Source organism: Vibrio aquaticus (genome assembly GCF_003970385.1).
In the GTDB taxonomy this organism is placed as follows: Bacteria; Pseudomonadota; Gammaproteobacteria; order Enterobacterales; family Vibrionaceae; genus Vibrio; species Vibrio aquaticus.
Genome location: NZ_RXZH01000004.1, coordinates 118,113 through 133,700, shown reverse-complemented (window position 1 = coordinate 133,700; position 15,588 = coordinate 118,113). Strand labels below are relative to the sequence as shown.

General features: G+C 45.2%; 14 protein-coding genes. 7 read left to right on the top strand and 7 right to left on the bottom strand.

The features are described 5' to 3' along the window. Positions 1-155: 155 nt before the first annotated feature. A complete protein-coding gene (xthA, locus tag EJ063_RS11315; RefSeq protein ID WP_126574391.1) occupies positions 156-962 on the bottom strand; it encodes an exodeoxyribonuclease III in 807 nt (268 codons plus the stop codon). Between the two features lie 204 nt (positions 963-1,166). On the opposite strand from xthA, the gene EJ063_RS11310 reads away from it, so the two are divergent. Next, positions 1,167-3,284 (top strand): methyl-accepting chemotaxis protein, encoded by a 2,118-nt coding sequence (locus EJ063_RS11310; protein WP_126574390.1) that lies wholly within the window; start codon positions 1,167-1,169, stop codon positions 3,282-3,284. Positions 3,285-3,359: 75 nt separating this feature from the next. Here EJ063_RS11310 and EJ063_RS11305 read toward each other — a convergent pair whose 3' ends face one another. The 5 genes from EJ063_RS11305 to dinG are packed head-to-tail and all read right to left on the bottom strand — an operon-like array spanning position 3,360 to position 8,092. Continuing rightward, on the bottom strand, positions 3,360-4,493 hold the full coding sequence (locus EJ063_RS11305; RefSeq protein ID WP_126574389.1) for a ribosomal protein uL16 3-hydroxylase: 1,134 nt from the start codon (positions 4,491-4,493) through the stop codon (positions 3,360-3,362). Then, entirely contained in the window at positions 4,493-4,651 is a 159-nt protein-coding gene (rsmS, locus tag EJ063_RS11300; protein ID WP_126574388.1) for a pleiotropic regulatory protein RsmS, read from the bottom strand. Before rsmS ends, EJ063_RS11305 begins: the two co-directional genes overlap by 1 nt. Further along, positions 4,651-5,199, bottom strand: a complete 549-nt coding sequence (locus EJ063_RS11295; RefSeq protein WP_126574387.1) for a primosomal replication protein — start codon at positions 5,197-5,199, stop codon at positions 4,651-4,653. Before EJ063_RS11295 ends, rsmS begins: the two co-directional genes overlap by 1 nt. Before the next feature lie 10 nt (positions 5,200-5,209). Continuing rightward, complete coding sequence (locus tag EJ063_RS11290) at positions 5,210-5,989, bottom strand: sulfite exporter TauE/SafE family protein (RefSeq protein ID WP_126574386.1); 780 nt, start codon at positions 5,987-5,989, stop codon at positions 5,210-5,212. A 30-nt stretch (positions 5,990-6,019) separates the two neighbouring features. After that, positions 6,020-8,092, bottom strand: coding sequence for an ATP-dependent DNA helicase DinG (gene dinG / locus EJ063_RS11285; protein WP_126574385.1), 2,073 nt, complete (start codon positions 8,090-8,092; stop codon positions 6,020-6,022). A 516-nt stretch (positions 8,093-8,608) separates the two neighbouring features. On the opposite strand from dinG, the gene EJ063_RS11280 reads away from it, so the two are divergent. Both EJ063_RS11280 and EJ063_RS11275 read left to right on the top strand, forming a co-directional pair. Beyond that, positions 8,609-9,649 carry a porin gene (locus EJ063_RS11280; protein ID WP_126574384.1) on the top strand — a complete coding sequence of 347 codons (1,041 nt, stop codon included), beginning with the start codon at positions 8,609-8,611 and terminating at the stop codon, positions 9,647-9,649. Between the two features lie 74 nt (positions 9,650-9,723). Continuing rightward, positions 9,724-10,371, top strand: a complete 648-nt coding sequence (locus EJ063_RS11275; protein ID WP_126574383.1) for a YccT family protein — start codon at positions 9,724-9,726, stop codon at positions 10,369-10,371. A 71-nt stretch (positions 10,372-10,442) separates the two neighbouring features. Here EJ063_RS11275 and bioA read toward each other — a convergent pair whose 3' ends face one another. After that, positions 10,443-11,720, bottom strand: a complete 1,278-nt coding sequence (gene bioA, locus EJ063_RS11270; RefSeq protein WP_126574382.1) for an adenosylmethionine--8-amino-7-oxononanoate transaminase — start codon at positions 11,718-11,720, stop codon at positions 10,443-10,445. 132 nt (positions 11,721-11,852) lie between these two features. Here bioA and bioB point away from each other — a divergent pair, with 132 nt between their 5' ends. From bioB to bioD, 4 genes are read left to right on the top strand one after another with little or no spacing between them, the layout of a single operon-like run. Next, positions 11,853-12,905, top strand: coding sequence for a biotin synthase BioB (gene bioB, locus EJ063_RS11265; protein ID WP_126574381.1), 1,053 nt, complete (start codon positions 11,853-11,855; stop codon positions 12,903-12,905). Next, the gene (gene bioF / locus EJ063_RS11260; RefSeq protein ID WP_126574380.1) at positions 12,892-14,031 is read left to right on the top strand and encodes an 8-amino-7-oxononanoate synthase; all 1,140 of its coding nucleotides are present in this window, start codon (positions 12,892-12,894) and stop codon (positions 14,029-14,031) included. The genes bioB and bioF overlap by 14 nt, the downstream gene beginning before the upstream one ends. A gap of 4 nt (positions 14,032-14,035) precedes the next feature. Further along, positions 14,036-14,839, top strand: coding sequence for a malonyl-ACP O-methyltransferase BioC (gene bioC, locus EJ063_RS11255; protein ID WP_126574379.1), 804 nt, complete (start codon positions 14,036-14,038; stop codon positions 14,837-14,839). Further along, positions 14,836-15,522: a dethiobiotin synthase gene (gene bioD / locus EJ063_RS11250; protein ID WP_126574378.1), complete on the top strand. Its 687-nt coding sequence runs from the start codon at positions 14,836-14,838 to the stop codon at positions 15,520-15,522. Before bioC ends, bioD begins: the two co-directional genes overlap by 4 nt. The last annotated feature ends 66 nt before the right edge of the window (positions 15,523-15,588 follow it).

Genomic DNA, 15,588 nt, shown 5'->3' with positions numbered 1-15,588 from the left:
CCAATGCTCCGGATTTTTTGTTTTGATAACCGCTTCAAACTAGCTTCCTTCCAGAAACGAGGTACGAGTCACCTGGAATCTCAAATAGCGACAAAGGAAGCCAGATTCTGAATCACGGTCGTGCCTCCCTGTTCAGAATGACGATGTACTCGCGACTACTTAAACGTCGACCAAATTGGCGCATGGTCAGACGGCTTTTCAATGCCACGCAATTCGTAGTCGACATCAGACTCGATACACTTCTCAGCCAGCTTTGGCGTAGCCAGAACCACATCAATGCGTAGGCCGCGGTTATCTGGGAAACCTTTAGAACGGTAGTCAAACCAAGAGAAACGATCGTTTACGTCTGGATGGATCTGACGGAACGTGTCAACAAAGCCCCAATCTAGCAACGTTTTTAGCCATTGACGTTCTTCTGGTTGGAAAGAACACTTACCTGTTTTCAACCAACGCTTACGGTTTGGTTCACCAATACCAATATCAGCGTCAATTGGACTAATATTAATGTCGCCCATCACGATTAACTGCTCATCATTATTGTGATGATCGTTTAGGTAAGTCATCAAGTCTGAGTAGAACTGACGTTTATAAGGGAATTTCGTCTCGTGGCCAATATTGTCACCTTGAGGGAAGTATCCGTTGAGCACAGTCACTTTTTCGCCATTGTCGTCTTCAAGCGTCACCATGATCATGCGCTTTTGGTGCTCATCATTGTCAGTTGGAAACCCTTTCTGAACAGAAATTGGCTCTTTCTTACACAGCATAGCTACGCCGTAATGCGCCTTTTGACCGTGGAAGTAGACTTTGTAGCCCATTGCTTCAACGTCTTCTAATGGAAAGGCTTCATCGTGAACTTTGATTTCTTGAAGGCCAATCACGTCCGGTTGGTGTTTGTCGATGACGGCTTGAAGTTGATGAAGTCGGGCACGAAGACCGTTAATGTTGAAAGAAATTACTTTCATTTCTAATCCTTAGCGTTGGCTACTCTCTTTTTATTAGCGCAATATTAGCATCAAAATTCTGTTGTCGCGAAAGGGAAATGGACTATTGTTACTGTTAACATTTATGTAATGTTTCGATTGATATCTCACTCATTTATGGTGTAATTGATAATCATTTTGTTGGATAAATGACTGAAATCCCCGAGTTTGCTAAAAGGAAGTAGTATGCGAACGCTATCTGTGCAGTGGAAGATCACACTTCTCGCGGGCATGTGCCTGCTTATCACCTCTCTGTCGTTGATCGGTTTTTCGATTTACAACGCTATTTCAAATCAACATCAAATCAAGCTGCAGAGTTCTGCTTCTGTGATCGACAAGTCTGAGCAGATTGTTGAAACAAGAGCGTTACTTAGTGCAACCGAAGTGACTGAATACCTTAACGAAGCGCTGTACCGAGCGGAAATGCTTGCATCAAGTGCGATGTTTCAAAAGAACTTAAGTGAAGAAAACTTCGGTGATAGTGAAGAGCTACGTATTGCTTTGGATGAAATGGTCCGTAGAGCCGTGCTCGACTTTGATACGATTCAAGGTGCTTACTTAGTCTTTAGGCCAGAAATGTTGGACGGTGAAGACAGCAATTATGTTGATGCCGAATACGTAGGTTCAAACGACAGAGGGCGTTTTGCACCCTATTGGATAACGGCGCAAAACGGTGAAAATGTATTATCCAACGTGCTTTCGGAAGCGGTGCTATCTGATGCGATAAACAGCGAGCGTTTTTACTGTCCGATAGCTTCAGGAGAAACGTGTGTGACCACGCCACGTGCGGTTATCCAAGAGGGGAGCACCTTTTTAACCTCCTCGATTTCGGTTCCTTTAAAGATTGAAGACACGACGATTGGCTTTTTTGGTATTGATCTTAGGTTAGACTCGCTTGCGGGGATTGTGACCAATTCCGATCAAGAGTTGTTTTCCGGTAGTGGTGCCATCAATTTAATCAGCTTGGATGGTTCTCTTATTGCAAGTGACAATGCTGAAAGTCTGGTTGGTCAGCCATATATGAGTGAGATTTTATCCAATGATCAGCTCACCGATTTACTCTTTGGCCAAGAAGTAAAAACGCAATGGAGTGTCAATGGCGAGTGGTTGAGTGTATTCGCACCTATTATGGTGGCGAATCAAACGTGGGGTGTGCTGTTTGACATGCCACGCAGCAGTGTTCTTTCTGATGCGAACGAGCTTGATACCATTATCAGTCAGCAAGTGCAGTCTAGTGTGCAAACAGAATTGTTCGCGGGTGTGACATTAGTGATCTTAGGCTTAGCAACGATTGCTTTCTCAGCCTCACGATTAGTAAAACCAATACGAGAAGTTGCCGATCGTTTAGAAGATATCGCCTCGGGTGAAGGGGACTTAACTCAGCGTCTAGAGGTGAAATCAAAAGATGAGATTGGTCAGCTGGCGCAAGGCTTTAACGGATTCTTAGACAAGCTTCAATCCATCATTAGTGATGTGGTTGATACCACGATGCAAATCGGGACAACGACAGAACAATCGAAAGTGGCGGCTCAGCAAACTCGAACCAGTAGTGATGCTCAGTTTAGGGAAGTGGATTTGGTGGCAACGGCCTCTGAAGAGATGACCCAAACCGCCAGCTTAGTGGTGCAAAATGCAGAGGTTGCCGTTCTAGCTGCAGAGAAGGCCAACCAAGTCGCAGCCAGCGGTCAAAACGTGATTGAACAGTCGCAAACAGAAATGATGCGCTTGGTGGAACGTATGACAGCGGCAGTACCAGTGGTTGAAGAGCTGGCAAACAACAATGCCAACATTACAGAGATCTTAGGCGTTATCGAAGGCATTTCTGAACAGACTAACCTATTAGCGTTAAACGCAGCGATTGAAGCCGCGAGGGCAGGCGAACAAGGTCGAGGTTTCGCTGTGGTAGCTGATGAGGTGCGTAACCTTGCTAGCCGAACTCAAGAATCTGTCGGTGAAATTCGTCAGGTGATCGACAATGTACAAAATGGCACTCGTGACGTTGTTAAAGCGATCCAAGATGGAAACGATCTAGCCAATGACTCAGCCACTCAGGTACAAAATGCAGCAACAGAATTGAGCCAGATCTTTGACGCCATCGCGTCGATCAACGATATGAACTCACAGATCGTTAAGGCAGCGGAAGAGCAGCAATCGGTGTCAGGTGAAGTGAACCAAAGTGTTAGCAATATAAGAGACTTGAGCGCGCAGATCTTAAGCCAAGCAGAAGAGTCTGAAACGGTCAGTACTCAAATCGGTGAGCTTTCATCTCAACAGCAAAATTTGGTTAACCAATTTAAAGTGTAGACTGGCGACCATACAAAAAACGAAAAGGGCTTCGAAATATCGAAGCCCTTTTGCTATTTAAGGAAGGGTGTGGCTTTAGTCAAAATACCAATAACCGCGATTGATCAACTGAGTGAGTAGGGCAACTGACTCAGTTAAGCTTTCTGGGTCTAGTTGGCTGCTATCGAGCTCTTCTTGGTTACATAGTGCCTTTGTTAACTCAATATCTTCGTTACTAAAGGTTTCGCCGTTGATGTGTATATCGGTTGGCTCTCCTTCAAGATAGAGTGCACGTAAGCCTGATACTCTGCGTAGGATGCCACCATCAATCAAGAAAGCTCGTACTTCCTCAGTGGAGACTTCCTCTTCTGACTCGACAATATCAAGCTGGTGGCGAGATTGGCTCAGTATCGCACCCATGAAAGAACGAATATCTTGCTCAGAGTTCAAAGCCGCTTTGAGCATGTCGGTCAGCTTGTCGATGTCTTGGTTGAGCAGCTCACCATTATTGGTTTGAGTGCTTTGCTCTGGGTTATGTAGATGAACGTCACCAATATCATGAGCCAAAACGTAATCAGCGAAGTTGCTCAAAAGCTCCTGCTCTTTAGGAGAACGAAAACCAATTGAATAACTCATACTTGGTTCAAGGGTGTTGCCTTCGTGAGGAAAACCCGGCGGGATGTAAAGAATATCACCCGGCTCTAGCACTTCATCAATAATGGCATCAAAGCCTTCGATTTGGCGAAGAGCACCAGCTTGAATGGACTCTTTATATTGCCCTTTATCGATGTCACCCACGCGCCAGCGGCGTTTACCGCTACCTTGAATGATGAACACATCGTATTGATCGATGTGTGGACCAACGCCGCCTTCTGGAGCAGAGAAGCAAACCATCAAATCATCAAACAACCACTGTGGTAGCTGCTTGAAAGGTTCAACTAATTCAGCTGCGCCAAGGTGCCAATGGTTACACGCTTGTACAATTAACTGCCAATGGCTCTCATCCAATGATTCAAAATGAGATTCCGGCAAAGGGCCATGAGTTGCAGTCCAGTTGTTGTCTTTATTGCTGATGAATCGAGAATCGACTTCCTCTTCCATAGAAAGGCCTGCCAGTTCATCAGGAGAAATCGGGTCAACGAAATCAGCAAATCCACGTTTGATAACGGTGGGCTTTTTATGCCAGTGCTCAGCAAGAAACTCAGTCATATCAAAGGTCAGTTGGTACATTATTGCTCCAGCTTGCGTTCAAGGTCTGATTGGACGATCTTCAAAGCTTCGATCGCGATTTTTGGGTCCACTTCATTGCTTTCTAGAAGATAGATGAGATCAACGGCGAGTTTAATTTCATCAGGCGCTTGTTCTAGGCCGGCGTTTGGTGACGACATTACTGATTTCTCTCTCGGTAGGTAATCTGTTTTTCAATTTTTAATTTGGCTTCTTGGCAGCGTTTTAGACGTTGCTCAGTAGCAAGTAACTCTTGTTGGGCAGACTGCTGCTGAAAAGGAGGGGCGTATTGCAATGCCATCTCTTTGCCTTGAACCATTTCTATCAAGCGACGTTCCCAATCTTGGTGCTGAGAAAGCTGTTGATAGAGTTCATTAATCGGACGTTGAAAGTAACGTTTATGTTTAGGCTCGTTCTTGCGGATCTTGGTCGTTGCCAGCTCACGCTGTACCGCACTGATTTGGGCGAGTAGCCTTTCGGTCAAGTACTCGGCTCGCACGGTGGTGAGTTTGCCAGCTTCTTCTTCCTGGATGAGCGATTGCAGAGTGGATTGTGTTTCTTTCACACAGGGTACGAGTAGCTTGGCTTTACACTGAAATAAGCGTTCATCAAATAGTGTGAGGTGATGCTCACCTCTCTGCCTATCAAGCGAGGTGGCATTGACGGCTAACTCTTCTAATGTGGATTGCAGTTGCTTTATTTTGCTCATACAAAATGGCCTATAAGCTCACAAACCAAGCTTCATATGCCAGTTTTACCGCAAGAATACTCACAACTGTCACGAATACAGGACGAATAAACTTTGCACCAAACTTAATTGCTGAGTGAGCGCCCACGAAAGCCCCCGCCATCAGACAGATTCCCATCGTTAAACCTAACACCCAATCAATATGGCCAAGAATGGCAAAGGTAACCAGTGAGGTAAAGTTACTGGTAAAGTTCATTGCTTTGGCAAGACCTGAAGCCAGTAATATATTCAAACGATAGAGCGCCATTGAACTTACCGTCCAAAACGCTCCAGTTCCTGGGCCAGCAACGCCGTCATAAAAGCCAAGGGTCAAACCTTGCGCATACTGCTTTTTATTAAAGGTTGGGCAAGGTTGAGGCGTTTCGTTGTTCACCTTATTGGGCGTTTTGTGCCAAATGGTGTAAATCGCAGCCGCGAGAATAACCAGAGGTAAGATTTTTTCGAGCCACTCTGTGCTGATGAAATCAACGAATAACGTTCCCAAAATCGCGCCGATTAAGGTTGAGACAAAAGCACGTCCCCAGCACTTTGGCTTAAAGAGCTTTTTACGATAATAAGTGAACGCCGCTGTCGATGAAGCAAACGTCGCGGCCAACTTGTTCGTCCCTAGCGCAATATGGGGGGGTAATCCCAACGACAGCAAGGTAGGTACGGTTAGCATGCCACCGCCCCCGGCGACCGCATCAATAAATCCAGCAAGAAAGGCGACAAGTGCCAACACCAACAGCATGGTTGGCTCTAAAAAATCCATATAGTTATTCTTCTTTATATAGGAGCAAGATTATTCAATGACTCGCTTAAAGGGTGGCAAAGAATCAAGTAGGGCACTTCCGTAACGTTTGGTGACCACCCGGCGATCAAGGATGATGACTTTACCAGAATCTCGCTCCTTGCGCAGTAGTCGACCTGCTGACTGAATCAGCTTTTTACTCGCTTCTGGGACGGTTATCTGCATAAAAGGGTTTCCGCCACGATTCTCAATGTATTCAGCGTGTGCTTGTTCTACCGGAGATGTCGGAACCGCAAATGGAATCTTGGTAATAATTAGGTTCTCTAGCAATCCGCCTGGCAAATCCAAACCCTCAGAAAAGCTTCCGGTTCCAAATAGGATGCTGGTTTTTTGTCTGTCTACTAACGTTTTATGTTTTTTTAGGATCTCTGAGCGCGACTCTTTGCCTTGAACTTGCAAAGCCCACCCCTGTTTAACGAATTGTGTTGATAGTGCTTCTGCAACTTGATTCATCTGCCAGTAGGAAGAGAATAGAACCAAATTAGCTTTGTTGTCTTCAATTAAGTTAGGCAATATCTCAATAAGATATTCCGTAAACTGAGGTGCTTGCGGTTCGTACTTCATCTTAGGCACATAAAGCTCAGCTTGATTGGCGTAATCAAACGGAGAGGCGAGTGCTAAGAAGCGAACTCCGTCATCCGGTTTTTCACTGATTCCAGCTTGGCGGCAGAAAAAACTGAATGAGTTAAGAGCGCGCATGGTTGCTGAGGTGAGTACAGCGCCAACGCATCGACTCCAAAGTTGGTGGTCTAGCTGCCAGCCGACTTCTAATGGAGATACATTGACGATGAAATCGCCTTCACGTTCTGGACTGACTTCAAGCCAACGTGCGAGTGGTGCGCCTTTTTCTCGGCTCGGTTCTGCCATTAAGTTCCACACTGCCGCTAAGTTATCCATACGCTGGATGTAAAAGCCAAGTTCGGCTAATGCTGGTTCAGCCAGACGATTGGCAAGTTCGCCATCTTTTACTCGCTCTGCAATCAGGTCGGCGATTTTGGCAACGGCCTGAGCCCCCTTTTGGCTCAGTTTTTTTAACTCTTTAGATTCTTCCTCTAACCAAGTCGGCAGCTCACCATTCTCAAAGCGATAAATTTTTTCATCGAAATGCGCTGGATCAAAGCGAGTCGCAAGTTGTGACAATGAAGGGATCAACTGCTGAACAGAGTCTTGAAGTTCGTTTCTGAATCGAGCGACACGTTTCTCATCGGCCATATTGGCAAATTTTGTCACGGATTGATTTAAACGCTCTAACCAACTTGCAGCCCCTTTTAAGCTAGCCGCAGCTGAAGAGTGGTCACGGGCAACATGAGGTAGGTGATGCGCTTCATCAAACACATAAATCGTATTCTCAGGTTCTGGCAAGATAACGCCACCGCCTAAATCCGCATCAGCCATGACTAAGCTGTGGTTGGCAATAATGACGTCAGTTTTGTCCAGTTCTGCGCGGGCTTTTTGGAAAGGGCAGTCCCGATGAACAGGCATACTATTATTACAGCTGTGTTTGTCACTGACGATTAACTGCCAAATCTCATCTTTGATCGGCTTCGGCCACGAATCTCTGTCGCCATCCCACTTCCCATTGGCCAGTGACTTATACATGGTTTCGAGTAGATCGATGTCTTTCTTCTTCGGTTTGGATTCAAACATGGCGAGCTGACCGCCATCAACACCACTAGCGGAAGCAAGTTTCTCTGCACAGCAATAGCGTTGACGCCCTTTCGCTAAGATAAAAGAGAACTCTCGATCAGTCAGCCTTCTATATAGAGGGAGATCTTTATTCACGAGCTGTTCTTGAAGCGCCACGGTTGCTGTAGAGATCACCACTTTACGATTATTGAGCACAGCAACAGGAATAACCGCCATTAAATAGGAGAGGGACTTACCGATACCAGTTCCGGCTTCAGCCACAATCATACGGTTAGATTTGTGATAGTCACCACAAAGTGTCTTGGCGATTTCCGCAACGAGATAATTCTGCGCTCGACGAGGTACAAAGTTTTCGAGCTGTGATTGGAGGTTTTGATAACTGTGGCGGATAGATTGCTGGATTTTACTGGTAATCATACTGTGACCTATGTAGCGAGTGCCGCATCATAGCACACTTTGCTAAACACTACTTAGTTCACGAAATAGAATCCTTATTCACCAAATGTGGATCTTGTTCACAAAAAAAAACTGAACCATCAGGAACTTACAATTAATTCTAAATGTAAAAAATATATAACCCCGCCCGGCAATGTTGTTAAGTGTAAAATTCTGTGTGATGACTTATTTATCCCAAAAACCAGAGCAATGCTCTAAATTATTTGATCGTGATAATAATATAATTAGTTCCGTACGGAGTATGAACTTGCTCGTATTTTGTGCGTGAAATTGTGCAAATCATTGTTTTGCTTGGTTTTTATGTTTTTTTAGCAAAATCTTTTAGAACATTTGACAGTCCGAATAATCTTTTGCAATCTAGACCCCGAAATTTAGTGGCGATGATATCTAACCCAGAAGAGGTTGGAGTCATCATCAAAAAACATAAAGGGAACCGGGCAAGGATCTCCCATTCTATAGAAAAGGCAGTGGATTATTATGAAAAAGACTCTAGTAGCTCTTTCAGTTCTAGCAGCAGCATCAGCACAAGCTGGTTTTGAAATTTACAACCAAGACGGCGTTACAGTAAACATGGGTGGTGACATCGAAGTTGTTTACGTACAAGGTAAAGCTAAAGATTCAAACCCAGTTCAAGAAATTCAAGATGCTGACCTAGACTTCGACGTACGTTACGCAGTAAACGACAGCTTCCAAGTTGGTGGTTTCTGGCAGTTCACTGACGTAGGTCAGTCTGAAGGTGATGCTTACGTTGCAGTTTACTCTGACAACTACGGCTCTCTAAAATTCGGTCGTACTTGTACAGCTCTAGATGACGCTGGTATTGGTTCAGACTACCAGTTCGGTCTAACTACATTCTTCGAAGATTCAGAAGTTTACTGTGCTGACGAAATCGCTCGTTACGACTTCGACAACGGTACGTTCCACGCTACTCTTGCAGCAGCTCAAGACATGAACGGTAACACTGGTCTTCAAGACAGCTCTACATACGTAGATGGTAAGCTAGGCTACCGTGTTGCAGATTTCGACCTAATCGCATTCTACGGTCAAGGTACTGTTGCTGGTAACATCGAAGAAACTCTTTGGTCTGCACAAGCTAAGTACTCTGGTATCGAAAACGTTGAACTAGCAGTAGCTTACTACGACATGATCGCTAAGCCTGCAACTGGTTCTAAGACTGATACTGACACAATCGCTCTTGCTGCTACTTACTCTATGGAGAAAGTAACATTTGCAGCTGGTTACTCTTTGTCTAGCAGCAATGCTAACCTATACGGCACAGACGTAAACGGTGATCAAATCAACGAGAAAGATATGAACGCTTGGTACATCAATGCTGGCTACGCAATTGCTCCTAACACGACTCTATACGCTGAAGTTGGTGGTGATGACGGTTACACTGGTACTACTACAAACTCTTACACACTAGACCCAGCTAAAGGTGTTGTAGCGACTCCAACTACTTCTGATTACCAGAAGAACGACATCGGTTTCGCTGTTGGTGTTAAAGCTTACTTCTAATCTTAGTTGAATTAGCTATCATAGAAGCCACCCTTTTGGGTGGCTTTTTTAATTAAAATTTTCAGGATTTCACTATGAAAAGATATCTATCTCTAGTCACGATGTTATTCGTTACTTCAGCGACCGCAGCAACAATTGAGCCTAAAAATGATTTAGAGATATTGTTTATTGATGGTGTAAAGGTTGAAGAGAAGCGTGAATCTGTCGATATTCAACCGGGTTTAGTCCAACTGGTTGTTAAATATACAAAGAAGTTAAAAGACAGTGGTAAAGATCGAGTCTACGACTCTGCGCCATACGTGGTAAATTTGGACGCTCCCGATGCCGATTTAACAATTAGTGGACCCAAGCTATTTAGCTATAGCCAAGCTAATACACACTTTAAAAAAGATCCTGAATGGAAAGTTGAAACTGAATCTGGTCAAGCCATCGAGTACACTCAAGAAGTGTTAGACCGTGGTGACGGCATCTTCCCTTACTACGACATGCCAAAGCTTGTTCGTGAGCATAACGAAAAGCGTGGCCTAGTTGTTGGCTCTGGTGCGGCCCTAGCAGCGACAGCGCAAGATGCGAATGCGACAGTTGTCGAAGTCGCTGAAACGGGCGAAAAAACGGTTGTTCAACTTGATACTAGCAACCTAGACCAACTTAAAGCTTGGTACCTAAAATCTTCTAAGGAAGATCGCAAAGAATTCCGCCGTTGGATGATTGACCAAGAGTAATTATTGCAGCGCGCAAACAAGAAAGGCTTCCAATTGAGGAAGCCTTTTTACTATTTGATTGATAATAATCACTATTGGAAACAGTTAGGATCGGCAAGGGCAGTTCCTATAGCGTTTACGAGCTTTTCTATATGTTTGGCCTCACTGATAAACGGTGGCATCATATAGATCAGTTTGCCGAATGGGCGAATCCATACCCCTTGCTCAACAAAGTGGGCTTGAATCGCTTCCATATCAACGGGTATTTTCGCTTCTACTACGCCAATGGCGCCTAACCAACGAACATCCTCAATTAAGTCATGCTTTTTCAATTTAGGTAGCAGCTCAGCAAATAAAGTTTCAATCTGCGATGTCTGCTGTTTCCACTGATTCGTTTCTAGTAGTTCCATACTCGCCGTCGCTACTGCACAGGCGAGCGGGTTACCCATAAAGGTTGGACCATGCATAAAGCAGCCAGCTTCTCCGCCACAGACAGTATGCGCCACTTCGCTTGATGCTAGCGTAGCTGAGAGCGTCATATAACCGCCAGTCAAAGCTTTGCCAACACACAAAATATCAGGCTGAATCTCAGCATGCTCGCAGGCGAACATCTTTCCGGTACGTCCAAATCCAGTGGCAATTTCATCCAGGATCAACAGCACACCAAATTGATCACACAGATCACGCACGCCTTTTAGAAAGCTAGGGTGGTAAATGCGCATACCGCCAGCCCCTTGAACAATCGGCTCTAAGATCACCGCGGCTATCTCTTTATGATGTTGAGTAAGCTTCTCTTTAAAGTCATCAAGGTCAGACTCATCCCACTCTTGCCAATACCCAGTTTGCGGAGACTTGGCAAAGATGTGCTCAGGTAGAAAGCCCTTATATAAAGAGTGCATTGAATTGTCAGGGTCGGTCACGGACATCGCTGCGAACGTATCGCCATGATAACCGTCTCTTAGCGTTAGAAACTTAGACCTTGGTTGCCCCTTTGCGTGCCAATATTGCAGCGCCATCTTCAAGCTGACTTCAACGGCGACCGAACCAGAGTCGGCCAAGAACACATGCTGCAGGTTATCTGGTGCTAACGCGAGTAACTTCTTACACAAATTGATCGCTGGCTCATGGGTAATACCACCAAACATGACGTGCGATACCTTATCAATCTGGCTATGAGCTGCCGCATTTAACTGCGGATGATTATAGCCGTGAATCGCTGACCACCAAGAGGACATGCCATCGACAAGTTGCTTACCGTCCTCTAATTCAAGCATTACACCCTTAGCAGAGCTCACTGGATAGCAGGTCAGAGGTGTCAGTGTTGAAGTGTAAGGATGCCAGATATGACGGCGATCGAAAGCGAGATCCATGTGCAATTCCTGAAAACTAAAAGATTAAAAATCAGCCAAATGTAAACTTTTGATTTTTCATTGTGTTGACAGTCTACATTGTGTCAGTAGACTAGCCAAGTAATCAAACTAACTATAAATAAGGGAAAGCACGTGGAAGTACGTCACAACTGGACTGTTGCACAAGTTCGTGAACTGATGGAGAAACCATTTATGGATCTTCTGTTCGAAGCGCAAATGGTTCACCGTCAATATCAACAGACCAACTATGTACAAGTGAGTACGTTACTTTCTATCAAGACGGGTGCTTGCCCAGAAGATTGTAAATATTGTCCTCAAAGTGCGCGTTACACCACGGATATCGAAAAAGAGCGTTTGATGGAAGTGGAACGCGTACTTGATGCAGCGCAAAAAGCCAAGAATGCTGGTTCAACTCGTTTCTGTATGGGGGCTGCATGGAAGAACCCAAAAGAGCGCGATATGCCGCATCTGACCGATATGATCAAAGGCGTGAAAGGCATGGGACTAGAAACCTGTATGACGCTTGGAATGCTAACCTCTGATCAAGCGGAGTCTTTGGCAGAAGCCGGTTTGGATTACTACAACCACAACCTTGATACCTCCCCAGAATTTTACGGCAACATCATTACCACTCGTACTTACCAAGATCGCTTAGATACTTTGTCACACGTTCGTGATGCAGGTATGAAGATCTGTTCAGGCGGGATCATTGGTATGGGTGAAAGCGCCAATGACCGTGCAGGTCTTTTCGTTGAACTGGCGAACCTGCCTACTCACCCTGAGAGTGTGCCAATCAACATGTTAGTTAAAGTCAAAGGGACACCGCTAGAGGAGGTGGATGATGTTGAACCTTTCGACTTTATCCGCCTGATTGCCATTGCGCGTATTATGATGCCTATGTCTGCAGTTCGTCTGTCTGCCGGTCGTGAAGATATGAACGAGCAGATGCAAGCATTGTGCTTCATGGCAGGTGCAAACTCGGTATTCTACGGCTGTAAGCTACTGACAACGCCGAATCCATCAGAAGATAAAGATATGCAGCTGTTTAACAAGCTGGGTATCAACAGCCAACAAGTGTCGCAAAAACCGGATGAGATAGAAGAGAACGATCTATTAGACCGTGTTGTTGAACGCGTTGCAGCAAGACCGACCAAAGACGATCTATTCTACGATGCTGGCGTTTGATCTACGTGTAAACAACGCCCTTGCTGCACGAGAGCAACAAGGGCTAACTCGTCATATTCGTACCGTTAGCGGCGGAAATACTCACACCTTACATCATGGTCATGATGCCTTTATCAATTTTTCTAGTAACGACTACCTTGGTTTGGCTTCAGATAAGTCGTTGGCCAACGCTTGGCAAACTGGAATAGATAACTATGGCAACGGCAGTGGTGCTTCTCCACTAGTGACAGGGTTTAGCGGCGCTCATCAACAGCTTGAAGAAACCCTGTGTGAATGGTTAGGTTTTGAGCGAGCTATTTTGTTTAGCTCCGGCTTTTCTGCCAATCAAGCCTTATTGTTCTCATTGCTGAATAAAGAAGACTTGTTGCTGCAAGACAAGTTGAATCACGCGTCTCTGATGGAAGCAGGGATGTTATCTCCGGCAACCATGAAGCGCTTCAAGCACAATAATGTCGAACACTTGAACTCGCTATTAACTAAAGACGCCCTCGTTGTAACTGAAGGCGTATTCAGTATGGATGGTGATCGTGCGCCGTTGGCTAACATTCACCAAACGACGCATGGCAAAGCTTGGCTAGCAGTCGATGACGCTCATGGGATCGGTGTGTTAGGAAACCAAGGTCGTGGCAGCTGTGAAGCAGCCAATATCAAGCCTGAATTACTGGTGGTGACGTTTGGCAAAGCGTTTGGTTTATCGGGGGCGGCGATCATGTGTAGCGAAAGTGTCGGGGATTACTTAACCCAGTTTGCTAGGCATCATGTTTATTCAACCGCAATTCCTCCGTCTCAAGCTTTTGCTTTAACGCATGCGGCTAAAATGATTCAAACCGAGCAATGGCGTAGAGACAAACTCCATGAGCTAAATGAGCGCTACCACCAACATCTTGCAGGAATAGAGGGGTATGTTGAAACAACCACTCCAATTAAGCCTTTCATTATTGGTGAAGATCAGCAGGCACTTGATGTTGCAGAGAACTTAAAAAGATCCGGATTATGGGTCACTGCGATTCGACCTCCAACAGTACCTAAAGGGACAGCAAGGCTTCGAATTACATTGACCGCGAATCATGAATTACGCCATATCGATACTTTATCAGAACATCTGAAAGTGGCTTTGAAAGGGTGAAACAATGGAACAACGAGTATCAAACGATTCACTCAGCTGGGTAAATAAACAAGCCATCGCAGATGCCTTTGGGCGTGCGGCAAAGAGCTATGATCAACATGCGGCATTTCAGCGTGATGTTGGTGAGCGTTTACTTGCGAAAATGCCTGAAGATCTCTCAGGGAAAACGGTTCTCGATATCGGCTGCGGCACGGGCTATTTCTCTTATGAGTTATTAAAGCGAGGTGCTCAGGTTATCTGTTTTGATTTGTCGCCAGATATGCTCGAAGCGGCCAAAGAAAAGTGCGGAGATGACCATGTGATGTATAAGCAAGGTGACGCTGAACAGTTACCTTTTGCCAATAACAGTGTCGATTACGTGTTCTCTAGTCTTGCCCTTCAGTGGTGTGATGATTTGGCTATTCCCCTTAGAGAGATAAAACGAGTGGTTCGACCCCAAGGGCAGGCGTTTTTGTCAACCTTGCTAGATGGGTCACTGTTTGAGCTTAAAAAAGCGTGGGCCAAAATTGATTCATATCAACACGTCAATGAGTTTATTTCAGCCAACCAGGTAAAAATTGCGTTAGCGCAATCTGAGTGCCATAGCCATCAACTAGACTTAGCGCCCATTACAGTATGGTACGACACGGCCTTTGCTTTAATGCGAGACCTCAAAGGTATTGGTGCCACGCACGTTGATGGACGCGCGCAAGGCTTAACCAATCGCAAAGCGCTACTTGGTGTTGACAAAGCGTACCAAACTCATCGAAATCATCAGGGTCTTTTACCTGCAACATATCAGGTCTGTTTAGGGGTTATTCAATTATGATTGATGCATTTTTTATTGCGGGTACGGATACCGATGTAGGCAAAACAGTGGCCTCAAAAGCCATTCTTAACGCATTAGCGGAAAAAGGATTAAATACGATTGGCTACAAGCCAGTTGCGGCTGGAAGTGATAAGACCGAGCAGGGGTTTCGTAACTCCGACGCGCTCTATTTACAGAAAGCAGCGACGGTAGAGGTCGACTACGACGACGTTAATCCATACGCATTAGAGTTACCAGCTTCCCCACATATTGCTGCGAAACGTGAGAGTGTCGAGATTGAGTATTCGGTACTCAGTGACAAGTTGGCTCAACATAAACAGAACTCGGATATTGTTTTAGTTGAAGGAGCTGGCGGTTGGCGCGTTCCTGTGTCTGATTCAGACTGCTTATCAACGTGGGTGCAGCAAGAGAAGCTTCCAGTTGTACTTGTTGTTGGCATTAAGCTAGGTTGTTTAAGTCATGCAATGTTAACGCTTGATGCGATTAAAGCGGATGGGTTGGAAGTGATTGGTTGGGTTGCAAACCGTGTTAACCCAGGCACAGAGCATTATGCGGAAATCATTGAAATGTTAGAGCAAAAAGTCGATGCGCCAAAGATTGGTGAGATCCCTTATGTTCCTGCGGTGAAGCGTCAAGGGCTTGCGAAGTATATTGATGTTGCACCGTTACTAAACCGAGACTGATTGACAATATCAGTAAACATCAAAAGGGCTGCCAATTGGAATTGGCAGCCCTTATTATTTTGTCAG

Bases quoted from the DNA above. Each gene is read 5' to 3' on its own strand.
- bioC (WP_126574379.1), top strand. From the start codon at position 14,036: ATGGAACAACGAGTATCAAACGATTCACTCAGCTGGGTAAATAAACAA.
- xthA (WP_126574391.1), bottom strand. From the start codon at position 962: ATGAAAGTAATTTCTTTCAACATTAACGGTCTTCGTGCCCGACTTCAT.
- rsmS (WP_126574388.1), bottom strand. From the start codon at position 4,651: ATGTCGTCACCAAACGCCGGCCTAGAACAAGCGCCTGATGAAATTAAA.
- EJ063_RS11310 (WP_126574390.1), top strand. From the start codon at position 1,167: ATGCGAACGCTATCTGTGCAGTGGAAGATCACACTTCTCGCGGGCATG.
- dinG (WP_126574385.1), bottom strand. From the start codon at position 8,092: ATGATTACCAGTAAAATCCAGCAATCTATCCGCCACAGTTATCAAAAC.
- bioF (WP_126574380.1), top strand. From the start codon at position 12,892: ATGCTGGCGTTTGATCTACGTGTAAACAACGCCCTTGCTGCACGAGAG.
- EJ063_RS11305 (WP_126574389.1), bottom strand. From the start codon at position 4,493: ATGTACCAACTGACCTTTGATATGACTGAGTTTCTTGCTGAGCACTGG.
- bioD (WP_126574378.1), top strand. From the start codon at position 14,836: ATGATTGATGCATTTTTTATTGCGGGTACGGATACCGATGTAGGCAAA.
- EJ063_RS11290 (WP_126574386.1), bottom strand. From the start codon at position 5,989: ATGGATTTTTTAGAGCCAACCATGCTGTTGGTGTTGGCACTTGTCGCC.
- bioA (WP_126574382.1), bottom strand. From the start codon at position 11,720: ATGGATCTCGCTTTCGATCGCCGTCATATCTGGCATCCTTACACTTCA.
- EJ063_RS11280 (WP_126574384.1), top strand. From the start codon at position 8,609: ATGAAAAAGACTCTAGTAGCTCTTTCAGTTCTAGCAGCAGCATCAGCA.
- EJ063_RS11275 (WP_126574383.1), top strand. From the start codon at position 9,724: ATGAAAAGATATCTATCTCTAGTCACGATGTTATTCGTTACTTCAGCG.
- EJ063_RS11295 (WP_126574387.1), bottom strand. From the start codon at position 5,199: ATGAGCAAAATAAAGCAACTGCAATCCACATTAGAAGAGTTAGCCGTC.